We start from the raw sequence: 17,696 nt of genomic DNA on the forward strand, positions 1-17,696 counted from the left end.
TCAGCTCAATCCCAGCTCAGTCCGCCGCGTCGCCACACGTACGCGTAGGCGACGAACACCGTGAGCATGAACAGGAGCATCTCGACGACGGCGAAGAGGCCGAGCGAGTCGAATGCGACGGCCCACGGGTAGAGGAACACGATTTCGATGTCGAAGACGATGAACAGCATCGCGGTCAGGTAGTACTTCACCGGGAACCGTTGTCCGGTCAGCAGGTCACCGGGCGATCCGGGGGCTACGGGTTCGATGCCGCATTCGTAGGCCTCGAGTTTCGCCCGGTTGTAGCGCCGCGGCCCGATTAGGACCGCAATTCCGACCGATCCGACCGCGAAAGCAGCCGCGATTGCGCCGAGAACCAGGATGGGCAGATAGGCATTCATACAGCTGTGTCGCTCCCTCGTTGGGCTGTCGATGTGAGCTACGACACAGCTTAGTCTCGTTAACGGTCGGCTTGGCGCATTTTGGATAGGATCCGAAGAAGCAAGTGCCCATCAGGGTCTCGCGGCCGGTTCATCGCGAGAACCCAATGGCGCCAGCGTATTTCGTGCTGGTTAGCTGGCGGGAGGGCGTAGCAGTGCCGCCACGGCCTCGCCGAGCTCGATCGGGTCGATCGGGTGCGTCACGGCCGCTTCGGCCTGTGACCACGACGCCAACCATGCGTCGTCTGGACGTCCCGTCAGCACCAGGATCGGCGGGCAATGTGCCACCTCGTCCTTCAGCTGCTTTGCCAGCCCAAGCCCGCCGGTAGGACTGGCCTCGCCGTCGAGAATGGCGAGATCGATGCCGCCGCGGTCCAGGTTCGCGATGACGACCGGTGCGGTGGCCACGTCCAGATACTCCAACTCCGGGAGGTCGGGGTGCACCCGCGTGCCGAGCGCACTCCGTACTTGGTCGCGGGTGCGGGCGTTGTCGCTGTAGACCAGAATCTTCAGGGGGGCGTCGGGCACAAGGGCGATGCTACGACGGTGACAGTGCCGATGACCCCGGGTTCGGCCAACCGGGGGTTGACCTCGAGTTCGGTTCAGGTTGCACACTCGACTCATGACCACACCAGCAAGGGACAGATTCGACGAGGCATATCAATCCGGCACTCCGCCTTGGGTTATCGGTGAACCGCAGCCCGCGGTCGTCGCACTCGAGCGAACCGGCAACATCCGGGGCGCGGTGCTCGACGTCGGATGCGGGCTCGGCGAACTCACCATCATGCTGACGGCGCTCGGCTACGACGTGCTGGGCATCGACTTCGCCCCGCACGCGGTCGAACAGGCCAGGGCCAACGCGGCCGCCCGGGGGGTTGACGCGCGCTTCGACGTTCGGGACGCACTCACCCTGGACGCCGAACCCGGCTACGACACCGTGGTGGACAGCGCCCTGTTTCACGTCTTCGGTGCCTTCGGTGACGACGCCGACCGCGCGCGCTACGTCACGAGCCTGCATCGTGCAATTCGTCCTGGCGGCGTGCTGCATCTGCTGGCCCTCTCGGACGCTGGCCGGGGTTTTGGCCCGTCGGTGAGCGAGGACGTCGTGCGGACCGCCTTCGTCGACGGTTGGCAGATCGAGACGCTAGCCGTCACGACCTATCGGGGAATCGTGGGGGAGGCGCACGCCGAGGCGCTCGGGTTGCCGGTGGGTACGGTCGTCGAGGAACCGGCTTGGTTGGCCAGGATCCGACGCGACTGAGCGCGGTCACTGCGCGTCGTAGCCCGGATGCGAGACGGCAAGGCGGTGGGTGACGAGGTCACGCAACGCCGCGCTCACCTCGGCGGCGCGATCGTCGAGATCCCCGGAGCGGATGGCCGCGGCCAGCGCGCGCTCGTCCTCGAAGCCGAGTAGGTCAGGGGTGGGGGAGTGGTCGAGTAGCTCGCGCTCGACAGTGCGCAGCACGTTGGCGGCGACGCGGGTGTGGAAGTTGACCGCGCCCGACGTCGCCTGCAACACGTCGGTCTCCAGGAATTCAGCGACGGCCGCTACCAGTTCGGCGGCGGTGGGAGTGCCGTGCAGGTCGGTCACGATGCGGCCTCCATCAGCGTCAGCAGATCGAATTCGGTTTCGCAGACCCGACGGCCGATGGCGGCCAGCTCCACCGATCGCGTCTGCCCGGACAGGTGTCTTTCGGCCTGGTAACGACAGATCACGCCCCAGCGCAGCGTCGACAGCACCAGCCACCAGTGCATCGCCAAGCGGTCGACGGCGGTGCCCGAGGCGTCTTCGTAGGCCATGAGGAAGTCCTCGACGCTGCCGAGACCGCCGGCGCCAAGCCTCGGCGGCGCACCGAAGCGCCATGCCCGGATGCAGAACCACGCCAGGTCCTCGTACACCTCGCCACTGTGGGTGAGTTCCCAGTCGAGTACCGCGGCGAGCCGCGCCTCGTGGTCGGCGGCGTCGACGATCAGATTGCCCATCCGAAAGTCGCCGTGCACCAACACCTTCGGCGACGGGTCGGGCCGGTGGGCTGCCAGCCACCGGAACGCCCACTCGAACGTGGCCGTCGTGTCGGCCATTTGGTCGAGTTGACCGTGCCACTCGTCGAGCTGGTCGGACGCCTCGAGTCCGATGCCCGTCGGGTCGGCGCGGTGAATTGCCGCCAGCGCAGTGGCGCACTGGCCAAGCAGATCGGCCCGAGACGCGTCGTCCAGCGCCCGGTGGATGCGCCGCACGATGGTCTCGCCGTCGACGAAGTCGCACACCAGGAACGGGTTGCCCAGTGCCGCAGACGAATCCTGCGCGATGAGGACGTTGGGCACCGGGGCGCCCATCGCGGCCGCACGGGTCAAGGCGGCTGCCTCCAACTCCATCCCGGCATGAATCTCGTCGGGCGGACCGATGCGCAGGATGAGATCCCGTGAGCCGACGCTGTCGACCGCCGTGAACGCCCAGGTGGCCCGGCTGGCGCCGCCGGTGAGCACCCGTAGGTCGGATACGGTCACGGCGCCCAACGAGGGCTGAAGTACCGCGGCCAATGCGGGCGCGAGCTCGTCGGGGTTCACGATCGGCCGAACTTGAACATCCGTTGCGCCACTCGCCGGATCTGGATCTCTTCCGCGCCTTCGGTGATCCGGTATCGGCGATGGTGCCGGTAGATGTGTTCAAACGGCTCGTGACGGCTGTATCCGAGGCCGCCGTGGACCTGCATCGCCCGGTCGGCGGCCTCGCACACCAGGCGGTTGGCGCGGTAGTTGGCCATCGACACCTTGTCCGACACCTCCATGTGGTTGCCGCGCACGTGAGGAGCAGATGGGTCGGGGCGGTCGAGATGCCAGGCGGCGTAGTAGACGAGCAGCCGAACCATCTGTGCCTCGGTCTGCAATTCGACGAGCGGCCACTGGACGGCCTGGTTCACCGACAACGGCTTGCCGAAGACGACGCGCTCGGAGGCGTACCGCGCGGCCCGGTCGATGCAGTACTGCGCTGCGCCGAGGCTGCTCGCCGCCTGTCGAATCCTGTTCTCGTGCAGGAAGGTCTGGCCCACCTCCAGGCCATGGTCGACCTCACCGAGTACGGCAGTGGACGGCACCCGGACGTCCTTCAACTCGACCTCACCGTGATCGGTCGGCATGTTGAACGTCCACCAGTAGAAGGGCACGCTGAAACCCGGTGAATCGCACGGCACCAGAAACGCGGTGATACCGGTCGCGGACCCGGCCTGGCCCGACGTCCTGGCGAAGACGAGGTCATGGGTGGCGCGGTGCACACCGGTGTTCCACCGCTTGGTGCCGTTGATCACCCAGCCGTCTGCGTCAGCGACGGCGGTCGTCTCCAGCCAGGTGGCGTCGGAGCCGTGATCCGGTTCGGAGAGTCCGAACGCCATCGAGCGCTCACCGGTGAGGAGGGCCTCGCCCCACTCCTCCTTCTGCTCGTCGGTGCCGAAGCGGTCCATCATGATGACCTGCGGGAAGTTGCCGACGATCGACGACTCGTCCTGCAGGTCGTTGTGCAGACCGAGGCCCTTGTGCGCCAAGTGCTCTCGGATGATGGCCATGTCGAGGTTGGTCCCGTCGCGGCCGCCGAACTTAGACGGCAGTCCGTAGCGCAGCCAACCCGCCGCGTCGGCCCGACGCCGCATCTCGTCGAGGAGGTCCTCCCAGGCACGCTGCGGAACGCCGCCGTTCTCCCAGTCGGTCCTGGCGTACTCCCGGCGATGGTCGAAGTACTGCATGTGTTCGTCTTGCAGTGGTTTGATCTCGGCGTCGACGAAGGCGTCCATCTCGGCGAGCAAGCCGGGAAGATGTTCGGGCAGAGCGAAATCCACGGTGATTCCCTTCTGGAGGTGCAACGGTCAAATGCCGTAGAGCGTCTTCTTCCAAATCGTCGACAGGGTGCGCACCGCGTCTTCGTCGGTGCGCGCCACCCCCAACGCCGCGGTCTCCTCACGAAGGTAGACCGACGTGAATCGTTCGAAGAGAAGTGAGATGGCCAGCGCGGTGTGTTCGGGGTCGAGGTCCGCTCCGTACCCCTGGTCCTGAGCGTGAAGCACAGATGACCGCACGATGTCGATGCCGAACCGGCGGAACTCGTTCTGCACGGCGGCGAACCGCGGTTGGTTCGCCGCGAGTTGGTCGACGGCCACCATGATGCCGATGTTCTGCTTGAACATGTTCCAGTATCCGGTGACGGTGGAGACGAAGAAGTCGGTGTCCTGCGGCGACGCTGGGAGGTGTACGTGGGACCCCAGCGGGGCGACCACGTCGCGGAGGAACGACTCGGCGAGGACGGCGAGGAGATCCTCCTTGTCGGAGTAGTACCGATAGAACGCGGCAGGGGACTTGCCCGCCGCCGAGGTGATGTCGGTCAGCGTCGTACCGTGAAAGCCGCGTTCGGCAAACAACTTCCGCGCCGCGAGCATGATGGCCTCACGGGTCTGGAGCCCCTTGGCGGTGAGCGACTCGGGGGATGTCATGGCCGCACTCGGCCCAGGACGCGATCGCCGGCACGCAACAACGCGCTGGGCAGGTCGTGGCCGACGACGCCTCGTGCAACGTCCGCGGCTCGTATTGCGGCCTGCAGGTCGACGTCGGTACCAATGCCGCTGTCGCGCAACAGATAGACGAGGTCCTCGGTTGCGATGTTGCCCGTTGCGCCTGGCGCGAACGGGCAGCCGCCGAGTCCGCCTGCCGACGAGTCGAGCCGGCGGATGCCTGCGGTGACGGCGGCGTAGGCGCTGGCCAGCCCCGCGCCGCGGGTGTTGTGGAAGTGGGCACCGAAGGGCAGGTCGCCGACGACGGGGCGGAGGAGTTCGACGAGGGTGGTCACCCGCCGCGGCGTCGTGGTGCCGATCGTGTCGGCGATGGCGATGCGGTCGGCGCCGATTTCGACGGCGGCGGTGGCGATGTCGACCACTCGCGCGGGGTCGGTCGGCCCGTCGAATGGGCAGTCCCACGCCGTGGCGACGATGACCTCGATCGTGGCGCCGCCCTCGTGCGCAGTGCGGGCGATGTCGGCGATCAGGTCGGTGGACTCGGCCGTCGACCGTCCCACGTTGGCACGGCTGTGCGCGTCGGACGCCGACACGACGTACTCGATCGAGTCCATCCCGGCTGCGACGGCCCGATTCGCACCGCCCGGCCCGGCGACCAGGGCCGAGAACTCGACCCCGTGCGTGGCGCGGAAGCGCGGAAGCTCCGCGGCGAGGGCCTCGGCGTCGGCGAGGGCAGGCACCTTCGACGGCGACACGAACGCGGTCGCCTCGACCTCGCGTATCCCCGTGGCGACGACGGCCTCGAGCAGTGCGAGCTTGGCGGCCAACGGAATCGGTGCTTCGATCTGCAGGCCGTCGCGCAGGCAGACCTCACGGATAATGACGTGCTCGGGAAGGCTCACAGGATTCCCTCCGCCCGCAACGCGGCGAGTTCGTCGGCCGACCGGCCCAACAACTCTCCGTACACCTCGTCGTTGTGCTGCCCTGGCGTGAGCGAGCCCCCGCTGCGGATGGTTCCCGGTGTCTCGGACAGCACGGGCACCACGCCCGGTCCCTTGACGTTGCGTTCTATCCGCTCGTCCCAGTGGTCGGCAATCATGCCCCTGGACACCAACTGTGGGTCGGTGACGACCTCGGCGACGGTGTTGATGGGTCCGCTGATCACCCCGGCCTCACTCAGCGTGGCGATGATCTCGGCGGGTTGCCGTTCGCCGGCCCACGCGGCGATGATGCCGTCGATCGCGTCCTGGTTGCGGCCGCGGCTGACGTGGTCGGCGAAGCGCTCGTCGGTGGCTAGTCCGGGTTGGCCCATGGCACCGCAGAGTCGTCGGAAGACGGTGTCCTGGTTGGCCGCGATGACCACCCAACTGCCGTCGGCGGTCGGGTAGATGTTCGACGGTGCGATGCCCTCGAGTCGGGTGCCCGACGGTCCACGCACTACGCCGCCGACGTCGTAGTCAGGGATGGTGGACTCCTGCACCGCAAGACACGCTTCGGTCAGGGCGGCGTCGACGACCTGGCCCTCACCGGTCACGGTTCGGCGGTACAGCGCGGCCAGGGCGCCTTGGGCGGCGAACATGCCTGCGAGAGTGTCGCCGAGGGACAGTGCCAGTCGTGGGGGAGGGCCACCGGGGAAGCCGTTCATGTGTCGCAGCCCGCTGGCGGCCTCGGCCACCGAGGCGTAGCCGGCCTTGTGCGAATCGGGTCCGGTCTGCCCGTACCCGGAGACGCGGACGAGGATGATGCCCCGATTGCGTTCGCGCAGAACGTCGTAGCCGAGATTCCACTTCTCCAGCGTGCCGGGCCGGAAGTTCTCCACGATGACGTCGGACTTCTCGACGAGGTCAAGGAAGAGTTCGCGACCCTTGGGCTCCCTCAGGTTGAGGGTGACGGCCTTCTTGTTGCGGGCGTGAATCGTCCAGAAGAAGTGGTGGCCGTCGACTTCGGCCTGGCCCCAGGTGCGCAGGGGATCGGGAGAGCCGGGCGGCTCGATCTTGACGACGTCGGCCCCCATGTCACCCAGCAGGCGTCCGGCGAATGGCCCGGAGATCAACGTGCCGACTTCGATCACCCTGATGCCGTCGAGTGGTCCGGTAACGGCGGTCATGCCGAAAACCCGTGTCGACGAAGCCAATTCGTTACCACGCCGACTGCCTCCCGCAGGGTGCCGCGCTGGTCGGGGCCCGCGTAGTAGTGGTTGGCGCCTGCGATCTCGTGCATCTCCTTGTCGGGGTGACCGATCGCCTCGAACAGTCTGCGCGTGTGGCTCGGGGTGCACGCGTCGTCGGCGAGATTGCCGATCACCAGGGTGGGGACGGCGATGTCGGGCCCGCAGGTAAGGGCGTCACCGTTGGCGTCGTCGTAACTCCATTGGGAGAGCCAGCTGCGCAAAGTGCAGAATCGGGCCAGCCCGACGGGCGAGTTGTTCACCACTGCAGGATCGCCTAGGTAGCAGGTGCCGGGGGCGCGATCGTTCGGATCCACCATCGGGTCCAGCCAGCGCGGGTCGGCCATGGTGCCGTGCACGACGAACGCAAACTCGTCCTCGGGACGTCCCTCGTCGGAGAGCTTGGCCAATTTCTCCTTGACCCACTTGGTGATTCGGCGGTTGCGGGCCACCTGCGCAGACCGGTAGCGGTCGAGGAACTCGGCTGTGTACGGCGGCTGGTTGGGGTTCTCGGGGTCGTACAGGTCCAGCTCGCGATCACGGCGGGTCGGATCCGATTCGTCGAGGATCGACGCGTCCAGCCACTCGGTCAAGGTGCCATGTCGGCTGACGTGAGCCGCCAGCAGCATGATGCCGTCGCACGGGATCAATCCCAGCGTGGTCAAGTCGGGCCCGTCGCCGGACGGGCTGGCCGTGACGGTCGGGTGCTGTGCCTGCTGTTGGTAGAACACCGACAGGGAGCCGCCGCCGCTCCAGCCGGCCAGCACCACCTTGGCGTAACCGAGACGGTTCTTGGCGTCCTTGATGCACTCTCCGAGATCCTCGACGACCTTCTCCATCAGCAGCGCCGAGTCGGTGCCGCGGAAACGGCTGTTGCAGTAGATGACGTGATGCCCGGCGCGGGCCAGGCCGTTGATCATTGGGAGGTAGGCGCCGCCGCCGATGGGGTGCATGAACACCAGGACCGTGTCGCTCGGTTGGTTCGGCTTCAGAAGGTAGCTCTCCAGCACGACGAGCTCGGCGACGCCGCCGTACACGTCGCGCACGCCAGAGGTGTTCTGGTAGGCGACGAGATAGGGGATGCGTTGGTAGTCGTACTTCGTCGGAGCGCTCATCAGTGCTGCCCGAGGTCGCCGGCCAGAACCTCGGCCGACGGCACCAGCCGGCGCCTGGTGTCGATCGAGATGACCGACCAGTCCACCCGGTTGTACTCGTCGAACTTGCGACGAGCCCGCTCGCGGGCCTTCTCGGGCGCGCCGTGGTGAACCCCCTGTGGCGCATGGGAAATGAGCCCCGGTGGCATCGGGATGCCGTAGAGCGACCCGCTATGGAAGAACGCGATCTCGTCGAAGTCGACGTTGCGGTGGTACCACGGGGTGCGTTCGGTGCCTGGCACGCCCTCGGCGGGCTTGGGCAGGAAGTTCATCACGTAGACGCCGGTGGCCTGCATGAACAGGTGCACCGTTGGCGGCAGGTGCACGCTGTCGGACGTCACGACGTTGTAGTCGGCGATGTTGAAGGTGAACGGGAAGTTGTCGCCGCGCCACCCTTCGACGTCGAGCGGGTGGTGTTGGTAGAACAGGGACGTCGACCCGACGCCGGCCATCTCGGAGTGCACCAGCCGGACCTCGTACTCCCCGTCGTGCTGCGGGCCCTCGCCGGTGGCGATGGGGGCGGGTTCTGGGATTTCGATCTGCGACGGGTCGAAGGGGAAGTGCCTGCCCAGCTGCCCGGCAGGTGGCACCCGGAACTCGTCGGTGGCCTGGATCATCAGCAGTGTGGTTTGTGAGTCCGGCACCTGACGCCACGTGCACGCCTTTGGCAGGTAGACCCAGTCGCCGACTCGATAGCGCAGCGGGCCGAACTCAGTCTCGAGCAGCCCGGACCCGTCATGGACGAAGAACAGCAGATCACCGTCGACGTACCGCACGAAGTGGGGCATGGGCTTGGCGCGCCGCGACAGCAGCACGAGGCAGTCGGGGTTGGAGAACATCAGCAGCGGGCTGCCAGCGCTGTCGGTGGCGTCGGTGGGCTTCAGTTCGGCGGACAGCACGTCGACTGGGCGCAGGGGCCCGACCGACCGGTACGCGGTGGGATCGTCGCGACGGTAGAGGTTGGCGGTGCGTCCGGTGAATCCGCCGCGGCCCAACTCGTCGTCCTTGAGGCCGTCGAGGTCGGCGTGCAGGCGTCGCGGGGTCTTGCCCTTGCGCAGGTGAACGAACGATTCCATGACTGTCTCCGATGACGTGGGACCAGCGAAATGAAACTGACGTTACTTTTATTTCCGGTGACCGACAAGACCCCGTCGCTCGGTCGTGGTCAGTCGAGGTCGACCCGCACCGTCAGGAGATTGGTGCCGGAGCGCCACGTGCCCCGCAGCCGCACCCTGACGTGGGGGTCCGCTTGGATGTTGCGCACGTAGTGGGACTTGTCGCCAAATTCGGAGACGAACCAGAATTGCTGCCCGACCAGTTTGCCGCCCAGGGGTGTCCGGCGGGGTTGACCGGACGTGCGGCCGGTGGTCTCGAGCAGCGTCTGCAGCGGGTTGCGCCGCATCAACGGGTTGGCCACCCGCTTCTGAAAGAAGTTGGTCACCTTCGCACCGGACATGCTGGTCATTCCACACCACGAACGTCGTCTGGGGGCCGGTTGCGCTGCGCGGCGGCCTCCCGGAGCCCGTTGCCGGCAGCGCCGCGGGAACTTGCCGCGACCAGCAGTTTAGGGCTCTGAAATGCCCAGCCGTTGACGGACACGTCATTCAACGGACGTCTGCCAGAGTGGCTGGTGGTCGTCGCATCATGTTTTACTTCGTACCGACAAGTTAATACTCAGGTCCGCCTGCTACGGCTGCGCGGGCGCGGCAGGCGGCGATCCCGTCGCCGCTAGGGCGATTTCGCATCGCACACGTCGTCGGTTTACCCGTAACAGGAACTGGATGGATTCGTAGATGTTGTTTGACGGTGTTCTCGGGCGCTGGACGCGCCGACTACTCATGGCGACCATGGCGGTGCTTCTGCTGCCAGGCATGATCGGCGCGGTAGGTGGCAGCGCGACCGCAGGGGCGTTCTCACGTCCCGGCCTCCCGGTCGAGTACCTGATGGTCCCCTCGCCTTCGATGGGACGCGACATCAAGGTCCAGTTCCAGAGCGGTGGCCCCAACTCTCCCGCGGTCTACCTCCTCGACGGTCTGCGCGCGCAGGACGACTTCAACGGCTGGGACATCAACACCCAGGCGTTCGAGTGGTACCTCGACTCCGGCCTGTCGCTCGTCATGCCCGTCGGCGGGCAGTCGAGCTTCTACTCCAACTGGTACAAGCCCGCATGTGGCAAGACCGGTTGCCTGACCTACAACTGGGAGACGTTCCTGACCCAGGAGCTGCCCTCCTACCTGGCGGCCAACAACAGCGTGAAGTCGACGGGCAACGCCGCGGTCGGTCTGTCGATGGCCGGTGGCGCCGCGCTCGTCCTGTCGGCGCACCACCCCGGACAGTTCTCCTACGCCGGCTCGATGTCGGGCTTCCTGAACCCGTCCGAGGGCCAGTGGCCCGGCCTGATCAACCTCTCCATGGGTGACGCAGGCGGCTACAAGGCCAACGACATGTGGGGCCCGGCCGAGACCGATCCGGCATGGCAGTACAACGACGCGATGGTGCAGATCCCGACCATCGTCGCCAACGGAACGCGCATCTGGGTCTACTGCGGCAACGGCACCCCCAGCGAGCTCGGCGGCAACAACCTGCCCGCCAAGTTCCTCGAGGGCCTGACCATCCGCACCAACCGCACGTTCCAGGACAACTACATCGCAGCGGGCGGCAAGAACGGCGTCTTCAACTTCCCGGACACCGGCACGCACGACTGGCCGTACTGGGGCGCGCAGCTGCAGCAGATGAAGCCCGACCTGATCAGCCACCTGCTCTGAGGCTGATGCTGGTTCGAGTGTGAAGAATGGCGGGCGGGGCTAGGACCCCCCCGCCATTCTGCTGCTCGGAGTGGTGGCTTTAGAACCCGCCCGCCACCTTCACGACCGCGCGACCCGAGAACGCACCGGCGCGCACCTGGTCGATCACGTCGACGACGTCCTTGACGTCCACGTCATGGGTGATCTGTGACAGGCGTTGCGGCTTCAACGAACCGCCGAGCAGAGCCCACAATTCGCGGCGCGGCCCGATCCGCATCATCACCGAGTCCATGCCCAGTAGGGCGACACCTCGCAGGATGAACGGCATCACCGTCGTGTTCAGCGCCGGCCCGCCGGTGAGGCCGCTGGCCGCCACCGCGCCGCCGTAGGACATGGTGCTCAGCACGTCGGCCAGGGTGGCCCCGCCGACGCAGTCCACCGCACCCGCCCAGCGCGTCTTGCCAAGTGCCCGCGGCTTGGCGTCGGGGTCGGCAGGCAGTCGCGGAATCACCTCGGCCGCGCCAAGCGCCTTCAGCCGCTCCTCGGCGTCCTTCTTGCCGGTCGACGCGACCGTCTGGTAGCCCGCGGCCGACAACAGGTCGACGCTCACCGATCCGACGCCGCCGGTGGCGCCCGTGACGACGATGGGGCCGTCCTCGGGTTGGATGCCCCTGGCGATCAGTGCCTGCACGCTCATGGCGGCGGTGAAACCCGCGGTGCCGATCGCGGCCCCCTCGTAGGGGGTCAGTGACCCAAGGCTCACGACCTGGTCGGCGGGCACTCGCGCGTATTCGGCGTAGCCGCCGTGGCGGCCGGTGCCGATGTCGTAGCCGTGGGCCAGGACGGCGTCGCCGACCCCGAACTCGTCGGACGACGACGCCACCACCTCGCCGGTCAGGTCGATACCCGGCACCAGCGGGTAGTCCCGCGCCACGCCACCCTTGGGGGTGAGTGCCAACGCATCCTTGAAGTTGACGCTCGAGTACGCGACGCGGATCGTCACCTCGCCGGGTGGCAGATCCGCTTCGGTCAGCGTCTCGACCGCAGCGTCTATGCGATCGTCGTGTTGCCGCGCGACAAGGGCCTGAAAGTCATCCATGCGGACGACGTTATCGTGCCTGCCGGCGGGCAGGAGCGCAGCGACCGGGGAATGACTCCGCGGCGGTTCGGCTACTTCAGCTCTGCCGAGGACAACCCAAGCAATCGGCGTGCGACGACCAGCTGCTGGATCTGCTGGGTGCCTTCGAAGATGTCGAGGATCTTCGAATCGCGCGCCCATTTCTCGAGCAGCGTGCTCTCGGAATAGCCGGTCGTCCCGGCCAATTCGACGGCCTTGAGGGTGACGTCGCTGCCCACCCGGGCGGCCTTCGCCTTGCCCATCGAGGCTTCCTTGGAGTTGGGGATCTTGTTGTCGGCCTGCCAGGCGGACCGGACCGTCAGCAGGTACCCGGCTTCCCAGTCGGCTTCCAGCCGCAGGAACTCCGCGGCTGGCGCACTCTGGGCATGCGCCGGCTTGTCATAGGAGATCTCGACGCCTGCGTCGGTGAGGATGGTGCGCAGTTCCTCCAGTGCCGCGCGGGCGACGCCGACGGCCATCGCGGCAACGATGGGCCGGGTGTTGTCGAAGGTCTCCATGACGCCGGCAAAGCCCTTGTCGACGTTGATCTCCGGACTGCCCAACAGGTTGTCCTTCGGAATCCGCGCGTTGTCGAAGCGGATGGCGGCCGTGTCGGACGCCTTGATGCCGAGCTTGTGCTCGAGCCGCTCAACGGTGACGCCGGGATGGTCGCGCGGCACGATGAACGACTTGATCGCCGCGCGGCCCTTGGACTTGTCCAGCGTCGCCCAGACCACGATGTGGCTGGCCCGGGCTCCTGCGGTGACGTAGATCTTCTCGCCGTTGATGACGTACTCGTCGCCGTCGAGCTTGGCCGTGGTCGACACCGCGGCCGAGTCGGAGCCGAAGCTCGGCTCGGTGATGGCCATCGCCGCCCAGATCTTGCCGAGGCGCGTCAGCTGCTCGTCGGTCGCGACACCGGAGAGTGCGGCGTTGCCGAGCCCCTGGAACGGCACCGACAGGAGCAGGGCGACGTCGCCCCAGCTGATCTCGAGCGCGTTGACCAACGCGGACATGTTGGCGCCGTTGACGTTGACCTTCGAGTCGGCGCCGTCGCGGAACGCTTCGGCCCCTGCGAAGGAGATGGTGTTGGCCGCCGTCATGCCTTCGAACAGTTCGGCCAGCGTGTCCAACTCGACGGGGTAGGCGTGCTCGGCGAGGTCGTACTTGCGCGAGATCGGCCGGAGCATTTCGGCGGCGGCTCCGTGGCTCGTGTCGATGACGGCCTGGAGCTTCTTGGGCATTTCGAGATTGATTGCCATGACAAGACTTTCGGTTAGTGTCGAGAAGTCGGGGACTAAAGAACTACTGCGTTTAAAGAACTACGACACCCTCGGCCACGCCGAGTGCACGCAGATCGCGGTACCAGCGTTCGACGGGGTGTTCCTTGGTGAAGCCGTGTCCGCCGAGCAGCTGCACGCCGTCAAGGCCGATCTGCATGGCCTTGTCGGTGCCGAACTTCTTGGCCAGCGCGGCTTCCCTCGCGAACGACAGGCCTTGTTCGGCGCGCGCGGCGCCGCGCCAGGTGATGAGGCGCAGTCCGTCCAGTTCGATGGCGATGTTGGCGCACATGAACGCGACCGACTGCCTGCGTGCGATGGGCTCGCCGAACGCCTCCCGCTCCTTCACGTAGGGGATGACGTAGTCGAGCACGGCATGCGACGTGCCGACTGCCATTGCAGCCCAACCCAATCGGGACAGGGCAATGGCTTCCGAGTAGTTGTGGGCATGGTCGGCCTCGCTCGTCTCGTCCTCGCCGAGCCGGTTGTGCAGCGGCACCGCGACGTTGTCGAGCCGGACCTGACCCAGGGCGGCGCCACGGATTCCCATGCTCGGGTCGGCCTTGACGGAGAGTCCCTCCGAGCCGGCCTCGACGATGAAAAGGGTCGCCTTGCCATTCAGCTGGGCGGCGACGACGAACAGCTCGGCGTCGGCGGCGGCAGGCACCAGCGACTTGACGCCGGTCAACCGGTAGCCGCCTGGCGTGCGGGTGGCGACGGTCTTCAGCGACGTCGGATCGAACAACGCGTGGGGCTCGGCGATCGCGACACAGGCCTGCGGCACGGTCTCGCCTGCGAACTCGGGAAGGTAGGTGGCCTGCTGGCTGGCGCTGCCCCAGTGGGTCAGCGCCGAGGCAACGCCGCCCGGCGCGAGGATCGGAAGGGCGAGGCCCATGTCACCGTAGGCGAGGGCCTCGGCCACCAGTGCGTTGGTGACCGTCGTGCGCTGCGCGGCGATGCCGTCGAAGTCCTCGGGGACGTTGACGGCGGTGATGCCGAGTTCGGCGGCCTTGGCGATCAGCTCCGGGGGATAGGTCGCCGCGGCGTCGGCGTCGTGAGCCGCTGGCCGCAGGATCTCCTCGGCGAACTCGCTGATCGTCTCGACGATCATCTTCTGCTCGTCGTCGGGCGTCAGATCGAAATAGTCTGCGCCGCTTGGCTTTAGCCGGGTGGCGGGCTTGCCGATCCTCGACACCCGGTTGAACTGACGCGTCGAGGTGCCGATCGCGGAGAAGACGGTCTGGACGCCGTTGCGAAGACCGCGGTTGAGCGGATCCCGCAGGCCGCGGCGGTCCAGGAACTCTTGGCCGAGCAGGGGAGTGATGAGGGCGAGTCCGATGTCGGTCGCCGTCCGCTTGTGCCGCCGAAGGCCGACTGCGCTTTCGCGGCCGGTGCGCTTCGGGCGTTCGTTGGTGCCGCTCGGGGACGGCAGGGTGTTGGTCATATCGACAGCCTCGAATCGTTGGGGCAGTACGCCATGACCGTATCTTACTATTGAGTAAGATAAAGCGAAGGTGTTATCAACGTCACCAGATGGTCAGGCGCGCCTAACGGGGGCCGCTCGCCGGGGGTTCGACGGGCACCGACACGGGATGGAACGGCACGCTGATCCTAGGGTCCGCCACGGCGGTCGGAGCGACGAGAGCGGCGCCCAATCCAGTGAGGGCAGCGGCAGCGAGGAGGGTCGACTTCTTCATCCCGACGACGCTAGGGAAGCTGGCGGTGGACTGAATCAGGGATTCCCCTACATCTGGGGCCCGCCTGCACCCGACTACCGGCTGGTGAGCCTGCGCAGCACCTCGTCGTGCAGGAGTCCGTTCGTGGCGATCGCGCTTCCCCCGTGCGGGCCAGGGGCGCCGTCGATGCTGGTGAACCGGCCGCCGGCCTCGCGGACGACGATGTCGAGGGGCGCGAGGTCCCAGAGCTTGACTTCGGGTTCGGTGACGACGTCGACCGCCCCCTCCGCCAACAGGCAGTACGACCAGAAGTCGCCGTACCCGCGGACGCGCCACACGGCGTCGGTGAGCTCGACGAACTGCGGGCGACGGTCCTCCCAGCCCGTGGTCAGGTCGGAGTACGACAGGCTGGCCGAATCGAGCTCGGACACGCCCGACACCGAGATGCGACGGGTGACGCCGTTGAACGACGTGAACGCGCCATCACCCGAACTGGCCCACCACCGTCGAGCCAAGGCCGGGGCACTCACCACGCCGACCGTGGGAACGCCGTCCTGCAGCAGGGCGATGAGCGTCGACCACACCGGCACGCCGCGGACGAAGTTCTTGGTGCCGTCAATCGGATCGAGCACCCATTGCCTGCCCTCGAAAACCGCAGTGCCGCCGAATTCTTCGCCGACCACGGCGTCGTCGGGGCGATTCGCGACGAGGAGGCCACGAAGCAACTCCTCGGCGGACTTGTCGGCGTCGGTGACCGGGGTCAGATCGGGTTTCGTCTCGACGTGAAGGTCCAGCGCGCCGAACCGGTCGAGGGTCAAGACGTCGGCCTCGTCGGCCATTTGAAGTGCGAGGCCGAGGTCATCTGAGACTGTTCTCATGGGTGCAGTCCTACCATGGGAGTCGTGTTTGAAATCTTCGTGCTCTTGCTCGTCATCGGTGGGATCGCGCTGTTGATAGGACCGCGCATCATGGGAAGGCGCGGCCAGGGGGGTCCCGGCGGACCTGACGGCCCTGGCGCACCAGGCGGACCTGGGGGCATGGCCAACTTCGGCGGGCGTCGGGGTCCCGGTGGCAGCGGACAGAACACATCCGGAACCCTTCTCGTCACCGGGGTGAGCGCGGGTGCGGAGTCCGACGGTTCGCAATTCGTGACGATCACCGGCGTGATCAACGGCCCGACGGTGCGCGAGCACGAGGTCTACGCGCGCATGCAGATGGCCGTCGGCACGGCGCCGAGCATGGGCCAACTGATGCCCGTCGTCTACTCGGCGAAGAATCCCGACAAGTGGGGAATCGTCGCGACCCCGCCGCCCGAGCCGCCCCACGAGCCGTGGCCGCCTCCCGCGCCCAGTGGGCCGACCGAGCTGCGCTAGGCGACATGCTCGGAGAGCGCCAGGGCCAGGCGGACGTCGAGGGCGCTGTGCAACGCCAACGTCGTCTGCCGCCCGGGCATTCGCGGCGCCACCGACCTGTGTCTGGCGCCGGTGGGCGTGGTGAATTCGGCGGTGTGACAACCGGTTTCGTCACTGGTGGTGGTCACCGACCAGCCCGGTGCCTCCTTGGTGTAGTTGCAGTGCGCACACTCGCCGAGCCCGTTGAGCGCGCTGGTCGGTCCGTCGCGGCGGTGGGGGCGAGCGTGGTCGTGATGGCGGATCGGGGCGTCGCAGTACGGGGTGCGGCAGGTGTCGTCGCGCAGGTCGAGGAACTTCGCCAACCCCTTGGGGAAGATTCGGGCCTTGGACTCCATCGCCACCAACGCCCCGCTGCGGGGGTGGCGGTATAGCCGCCGCAGGGTCGCCCGTGACCGGGCGTCATGTGCGGCGCGGTTGACCAACCGCCGGGCCACCGTGGCCGGGATGGGTCCGTAGCCGGGGACCCGGGCCGCGGCCTGGTCTCCGCCGAGGAGGGTGTCGTCGGTGATGACGAGGTCGACGGCGACGGGTACTGGGATGTCGGCGGGGCGGCCGGTGATGCGTTCGACCAGGGTGTCGGCCATGACGTGGTTGCGGGGGCGGCCGTCGCCGCAGGTGTCGGCTTCTCGTCGTAGGGCGGCGTAGACCGACACTCCTTGGGGCATGGGCAGCAGGGCGGTCACGTAGGTCATGTTGTCGGGGGCGGGGCGGACCCATACCGAGCGTTCGGTTTCGGCGCGGGCGGTGCGGTCGACGACGGCGTGGGGGTCGAGTTCGTAGGCGATGGCCTTGGCGTCGGCTTCGATGCGTTTGTCGCCCTTGCCGTCCAGGCTGGCCGGGTGGGCGCACATCCGGGCGTCCAACCGCTTGCGGTCAGCCAGGTCGAGGCAGGCTGATTCGCGGACGATGAGGGTGGCGCGCCATTCGGAGAGCAACCCGGCCTGCAGTGCGGCCAGGGTGTGGGGCATTTCGTTGACCAGGGCGCGGGCGAAGCCGAGGTGGCGTCCGCCGCGGTTGGGGGAGTCGCGGCGGGCCAGGGCGATTTCGCTGCCCAATCCCTTGCCGCGTTTGGCGGTGGGGACGCCGGCGGCGGCTTCGCGGGCCCGGCGGGTGGTGTCGAGTTGGGCGGTCAGGACGGCTTGTTCGGCGGCGGCGGTCGATTTGGCGCGTTCGAGCACGGCGATGCGGTCGATCAGCGCCGCCTCATCCATCGTGTCGAACACGTGTTCGA

The 17,696-nt window shown here is 67.3% G+C and carries 20 protein-coding genes; 3 read left to right on the forward strand and 17 right to left on the reverse strand.

Going from position 1 to position 17,696, the window contains the following annotated elements; translation table 11 throughout:
* Window positions 1-5 precede the first annotated feature (5 nt).
* Complete coding sequence (locus tag B1790_RS06165) at window positions 6-380, reverse strand: NADH-quinone oxidoreductase subunit A (RefSeq protein WP_079922320.1); 375 nt, start codon at window positions 378-380, stop codon at window positions 6-8.
* A gap of 171 nt (window positions 381-551) precedes the next feature.
* A complete protein-coding gene (locus B1790_RS06170) occupies window positions 552-947 on the reverse strand; it encodes a response regulator transcription factor (protein WP_198951926.1) in 396 nt (131 codons plus the stop codon).
* Window positions 948-1,041: 94 nt separating this feature from the next.
* Between B1790_RS06170 and B1790_RS06175 the strand changes: the two genes are divergently transcribed.
* Window positions 1,042-1,680, forward strand: a complete 639-nt coding sequence (locus B1790_RS06175; protein ID WP_079922321.1) for a class I SAM-dependent methyltransferase — start codon at window positions 1,042-1,044, stop codon at window positions 1,678-1,680.
* 6 nt (window positions 1,681-1,686) lie between these two features.
* Here B1790_RS06175 and B1790_RS06180 read toward each other — a convergent pair whose 3' ends face one another.
* The 9 genes from B1790_RS06180 to B1790_RS06220 form a co-directional block, all read right to left on the reverse strand.
* Window positions 1,687-2,010: a DUF6285 domain-containing protein gene (locus tag B1790_RS06180; protein WP_079922322.1), complete on the reverse strand. Its 324-nt coding sequence runs from the start codon at window positions 2,008-2,010 to the stop codon at window positions 1,687-1,689.
* Entirely contained in the window at window positions 2,007-2,987 is a 981-nt protein-coding gene (locus B1790_RS06185; protein WP_369832290.1) for a phosphotransferase family protein, read from the reverse strand. The genes B1790_RS06180 and B1790_RS06185 overlap by 4 nt, the downstream gene beginning before the upstream one ends.
* Window positions 2,984-4,249, reverse strand: a complete 1,266-nt coding sequence (locus B1790_RS06190; RefSeq protein WP_079922357.1) for an acyl-CoA dehydrogenase family protein — start codon at window positions 4,247-4,249, stop codon at window positions 2,984-2,986. The genes B1790_RS06185 and B1790_RS06190 overlap by 4 nt, the downstream gene beginning before the upstream one ends.
* Before the next feature lie 27 nt (window positions 4,250-4,276).
* Window positions 4,277-4,897 (reverse strand): TetR/AcrR family transcriptional regulator, encoded by a 621-nt coding sequence (locus tag B1790_RS06195; protein ID WP_079922324.1) that lies wholly within the window; start codon window positions 4,895-4,897, stop codon window positions 4,277-4,279.
* Window positions 4,894-5,817 (reverse strand): hydroxymethylglutaryl-CoA lyase, encoded by a 924-nt coding sequence (locus tag B1790_RS06200; RefSeq protein ID WP_079922325.1) that lies wholly within the window; start codon window positions 5,815-5,817, stop codon window positions 4,894-4,896. Before B1790_RS06200 ends, B1790_RS06195 begins: the two co-directional genes overlap by 4 nt.
* Window positions 5,814-7,022, reverse strand: a complete 1,209-nt coding sequence (locus tag B1790_RS06205) for a CaiB/BaiF CoA-transferase family protein (RefSeq protein ID WP_079922326.1) — start codon at window positions 7,020-7,022, stop codon at window positions 5,814-5,816. Before B1790_RS06205 ends, B1790_RS06200 begins: the two co-directional genes overlap by 4 nt.
* Complete coding sequence (locus B1790_RS06210; protein ID WP_079922327.1) at window positions 7,019-8,197, reverse strand: alpha/beta fold hydrolase; 1,179 nt, start codon at window positions 8,195-8,197, stop codon at window positions 7,019-7,021. Before B1790_RS06210 ends, B1790_RS06205 begins: the two co-directional genes overlap by 4 nt.
* Window positions 8,197-9,312, reverse strand: coding sequence for a homogentisate 1,2-dioxygenase (locus B1790_RS06215; protein WP_079922328.1), 1,116 nt, complete (start codon window positions 9,310-9,312; stop codon window positions 8,197-8,199). The genes B1790_RS06210 and B1790_RS06215 overlap by 1 nt, the downstream gene beginning before the upstream one ends.
* 89 nt (window positions 9,313-9,401) lie before the next feature.
* A complete protein-coding gene (locus B1790_RS06220; RefSeq protein ID WP_369832291.1) occupies window positions 9,402-9,701 on the reverse strand; it encodes a nitroreductase/quinone reductase family protein in 300 nt (99 codons plus the stop codon).
* Window positions 9,702-10,029: 328 nt separating this feature from the next.
* Here B1790_RS06220 and B1790_RS06225 point away from each other — a divergent pair, with 328 nt between their 5' ends.
* The gene (locus B1790_RS06225) at window positions 10,030-11,001 is read left to right on the forward strand and encodes an esterase family protein (protein WP_079922329.1); all 972 of its coding nucleotides are present in this window, start codon (window positions 10,030-10,032) and stop codon (window positions 10,999-11,001) included.
* A 79-nt stretch (window positions 11,002-11,080) separates the two neighbouring features.
* Here the strand turns inward: B1790_RS06225 and B1790_RS06230 are convergent, their stop codons facing one another.
* The 5 genes from B1790_RS06230 to hisN all read right to left on the reverse strand — a co-directional run bounded on the left by B1790_RS06230 (window position 11,081) and on the right by hisN (window position 15,931).
* Window positions 11,081-12,079, reverse strand: a complete 999-nt coding sequence (locus tag B1790_RS06230) for an acryloyl-CoA reductase (protein WP_079922330.1) — start codon at window positions 12,077-12,079, stop codon at window positions 11,081-11,083.
* Window positions 12,080-12,150: 71 nt separating this feature from the next.
* Window positions 12,151-13,359: an acyl-CoA dehydrogenase family protein gene (locus tag B1790_RS06235; RefSeq protein ID WP_079922331.1), complete on the reverse strand. Its 1,209-nt coding sequence runs from the start codon at window positions 13,357-13,359 to the stop codon at window positions 12,151-12,153.
* Between the two features lie 52 nt (window positions 13,360-13,411).
* Complete coding sequence (locus tag B1790_RS06240) at window positions 13,412-14,821, reverse strand: acyl-CoA dehydrogenase family protein (protein ID WP_079922332.1); 1,410 nt, start codon at window positions 14,819-14,821, stop codon at window positions 13,412-13,414.
* Between the two features lie 103 nt (window positions 14,822-14,924).
* Entirely contained in the window at window positions 14,925-15,074 is a 150-nt protein-coding gene (locus tag B1790_RS34610) for a hypothetical protein (protein ID WP_158083773.1), read from the reverse strand.
* Window positions 15,075-15,148: 74 nt separating this feature from the next.
* Window positions 15,149-15,931 carry a histidinol-phosphatase gene (gene hisN, locus B1790_RS06245; protein ID WP_079922333.1) on the reverse strand — a complete coding sequence of 261 codons (783 nt, stop codon included), beginning with the start codon at window positions 15,929-15,931 and terminating at the stop codon, window positions 15,149-15,151.
* 24 nt (window positions 15,932-15,955) lie between these two features.
* Between hisN and B1790_RS06250 the strand changes: the two genes are divergently transcribed.
* The gene (locus B1790_RS06250; protein ID WP_079922359.1) at window positions 15,956-16,426 is read left to right on the forward strand and encodes a hypothetical protein; all 471 of its coding nucleotides are present in this window, start codon (window positions 15,956-15,958) and stop codon (window positions 16,424-16,426) included.
* On the opposite strand, the gene B1790_RS06255 is transcribed toward B1790_RS06250, so the two are convergent.
* Window positions 16,423-17,688, reverse strand: a complete 1,266-nt coding sequence (locus B1790_RS06255) for a DUF222 domain-containing protein (RefSeq protein WP_369832295.1) — start codon at window positions 17,686-17,688, stop codon at window positions 16,423-16,425. The two genes, B1790_RS06250 and B1790_RS06255, sit on opposite strands and share 4 nt — an antisense overlap.
* Between the last annotated feature and the right edge of the window lie 8 nt (window positions 17,689-17,696).

Source organism: Mycobacterium sp. AT1 (assembly GCF_002043095.1).
Classification (GTDB): domain Bacteria; phylum Actinomycetota; class Actinomycetes; order Mycobacteriales; family Mycobacteriaceae; genus Mycobacterium.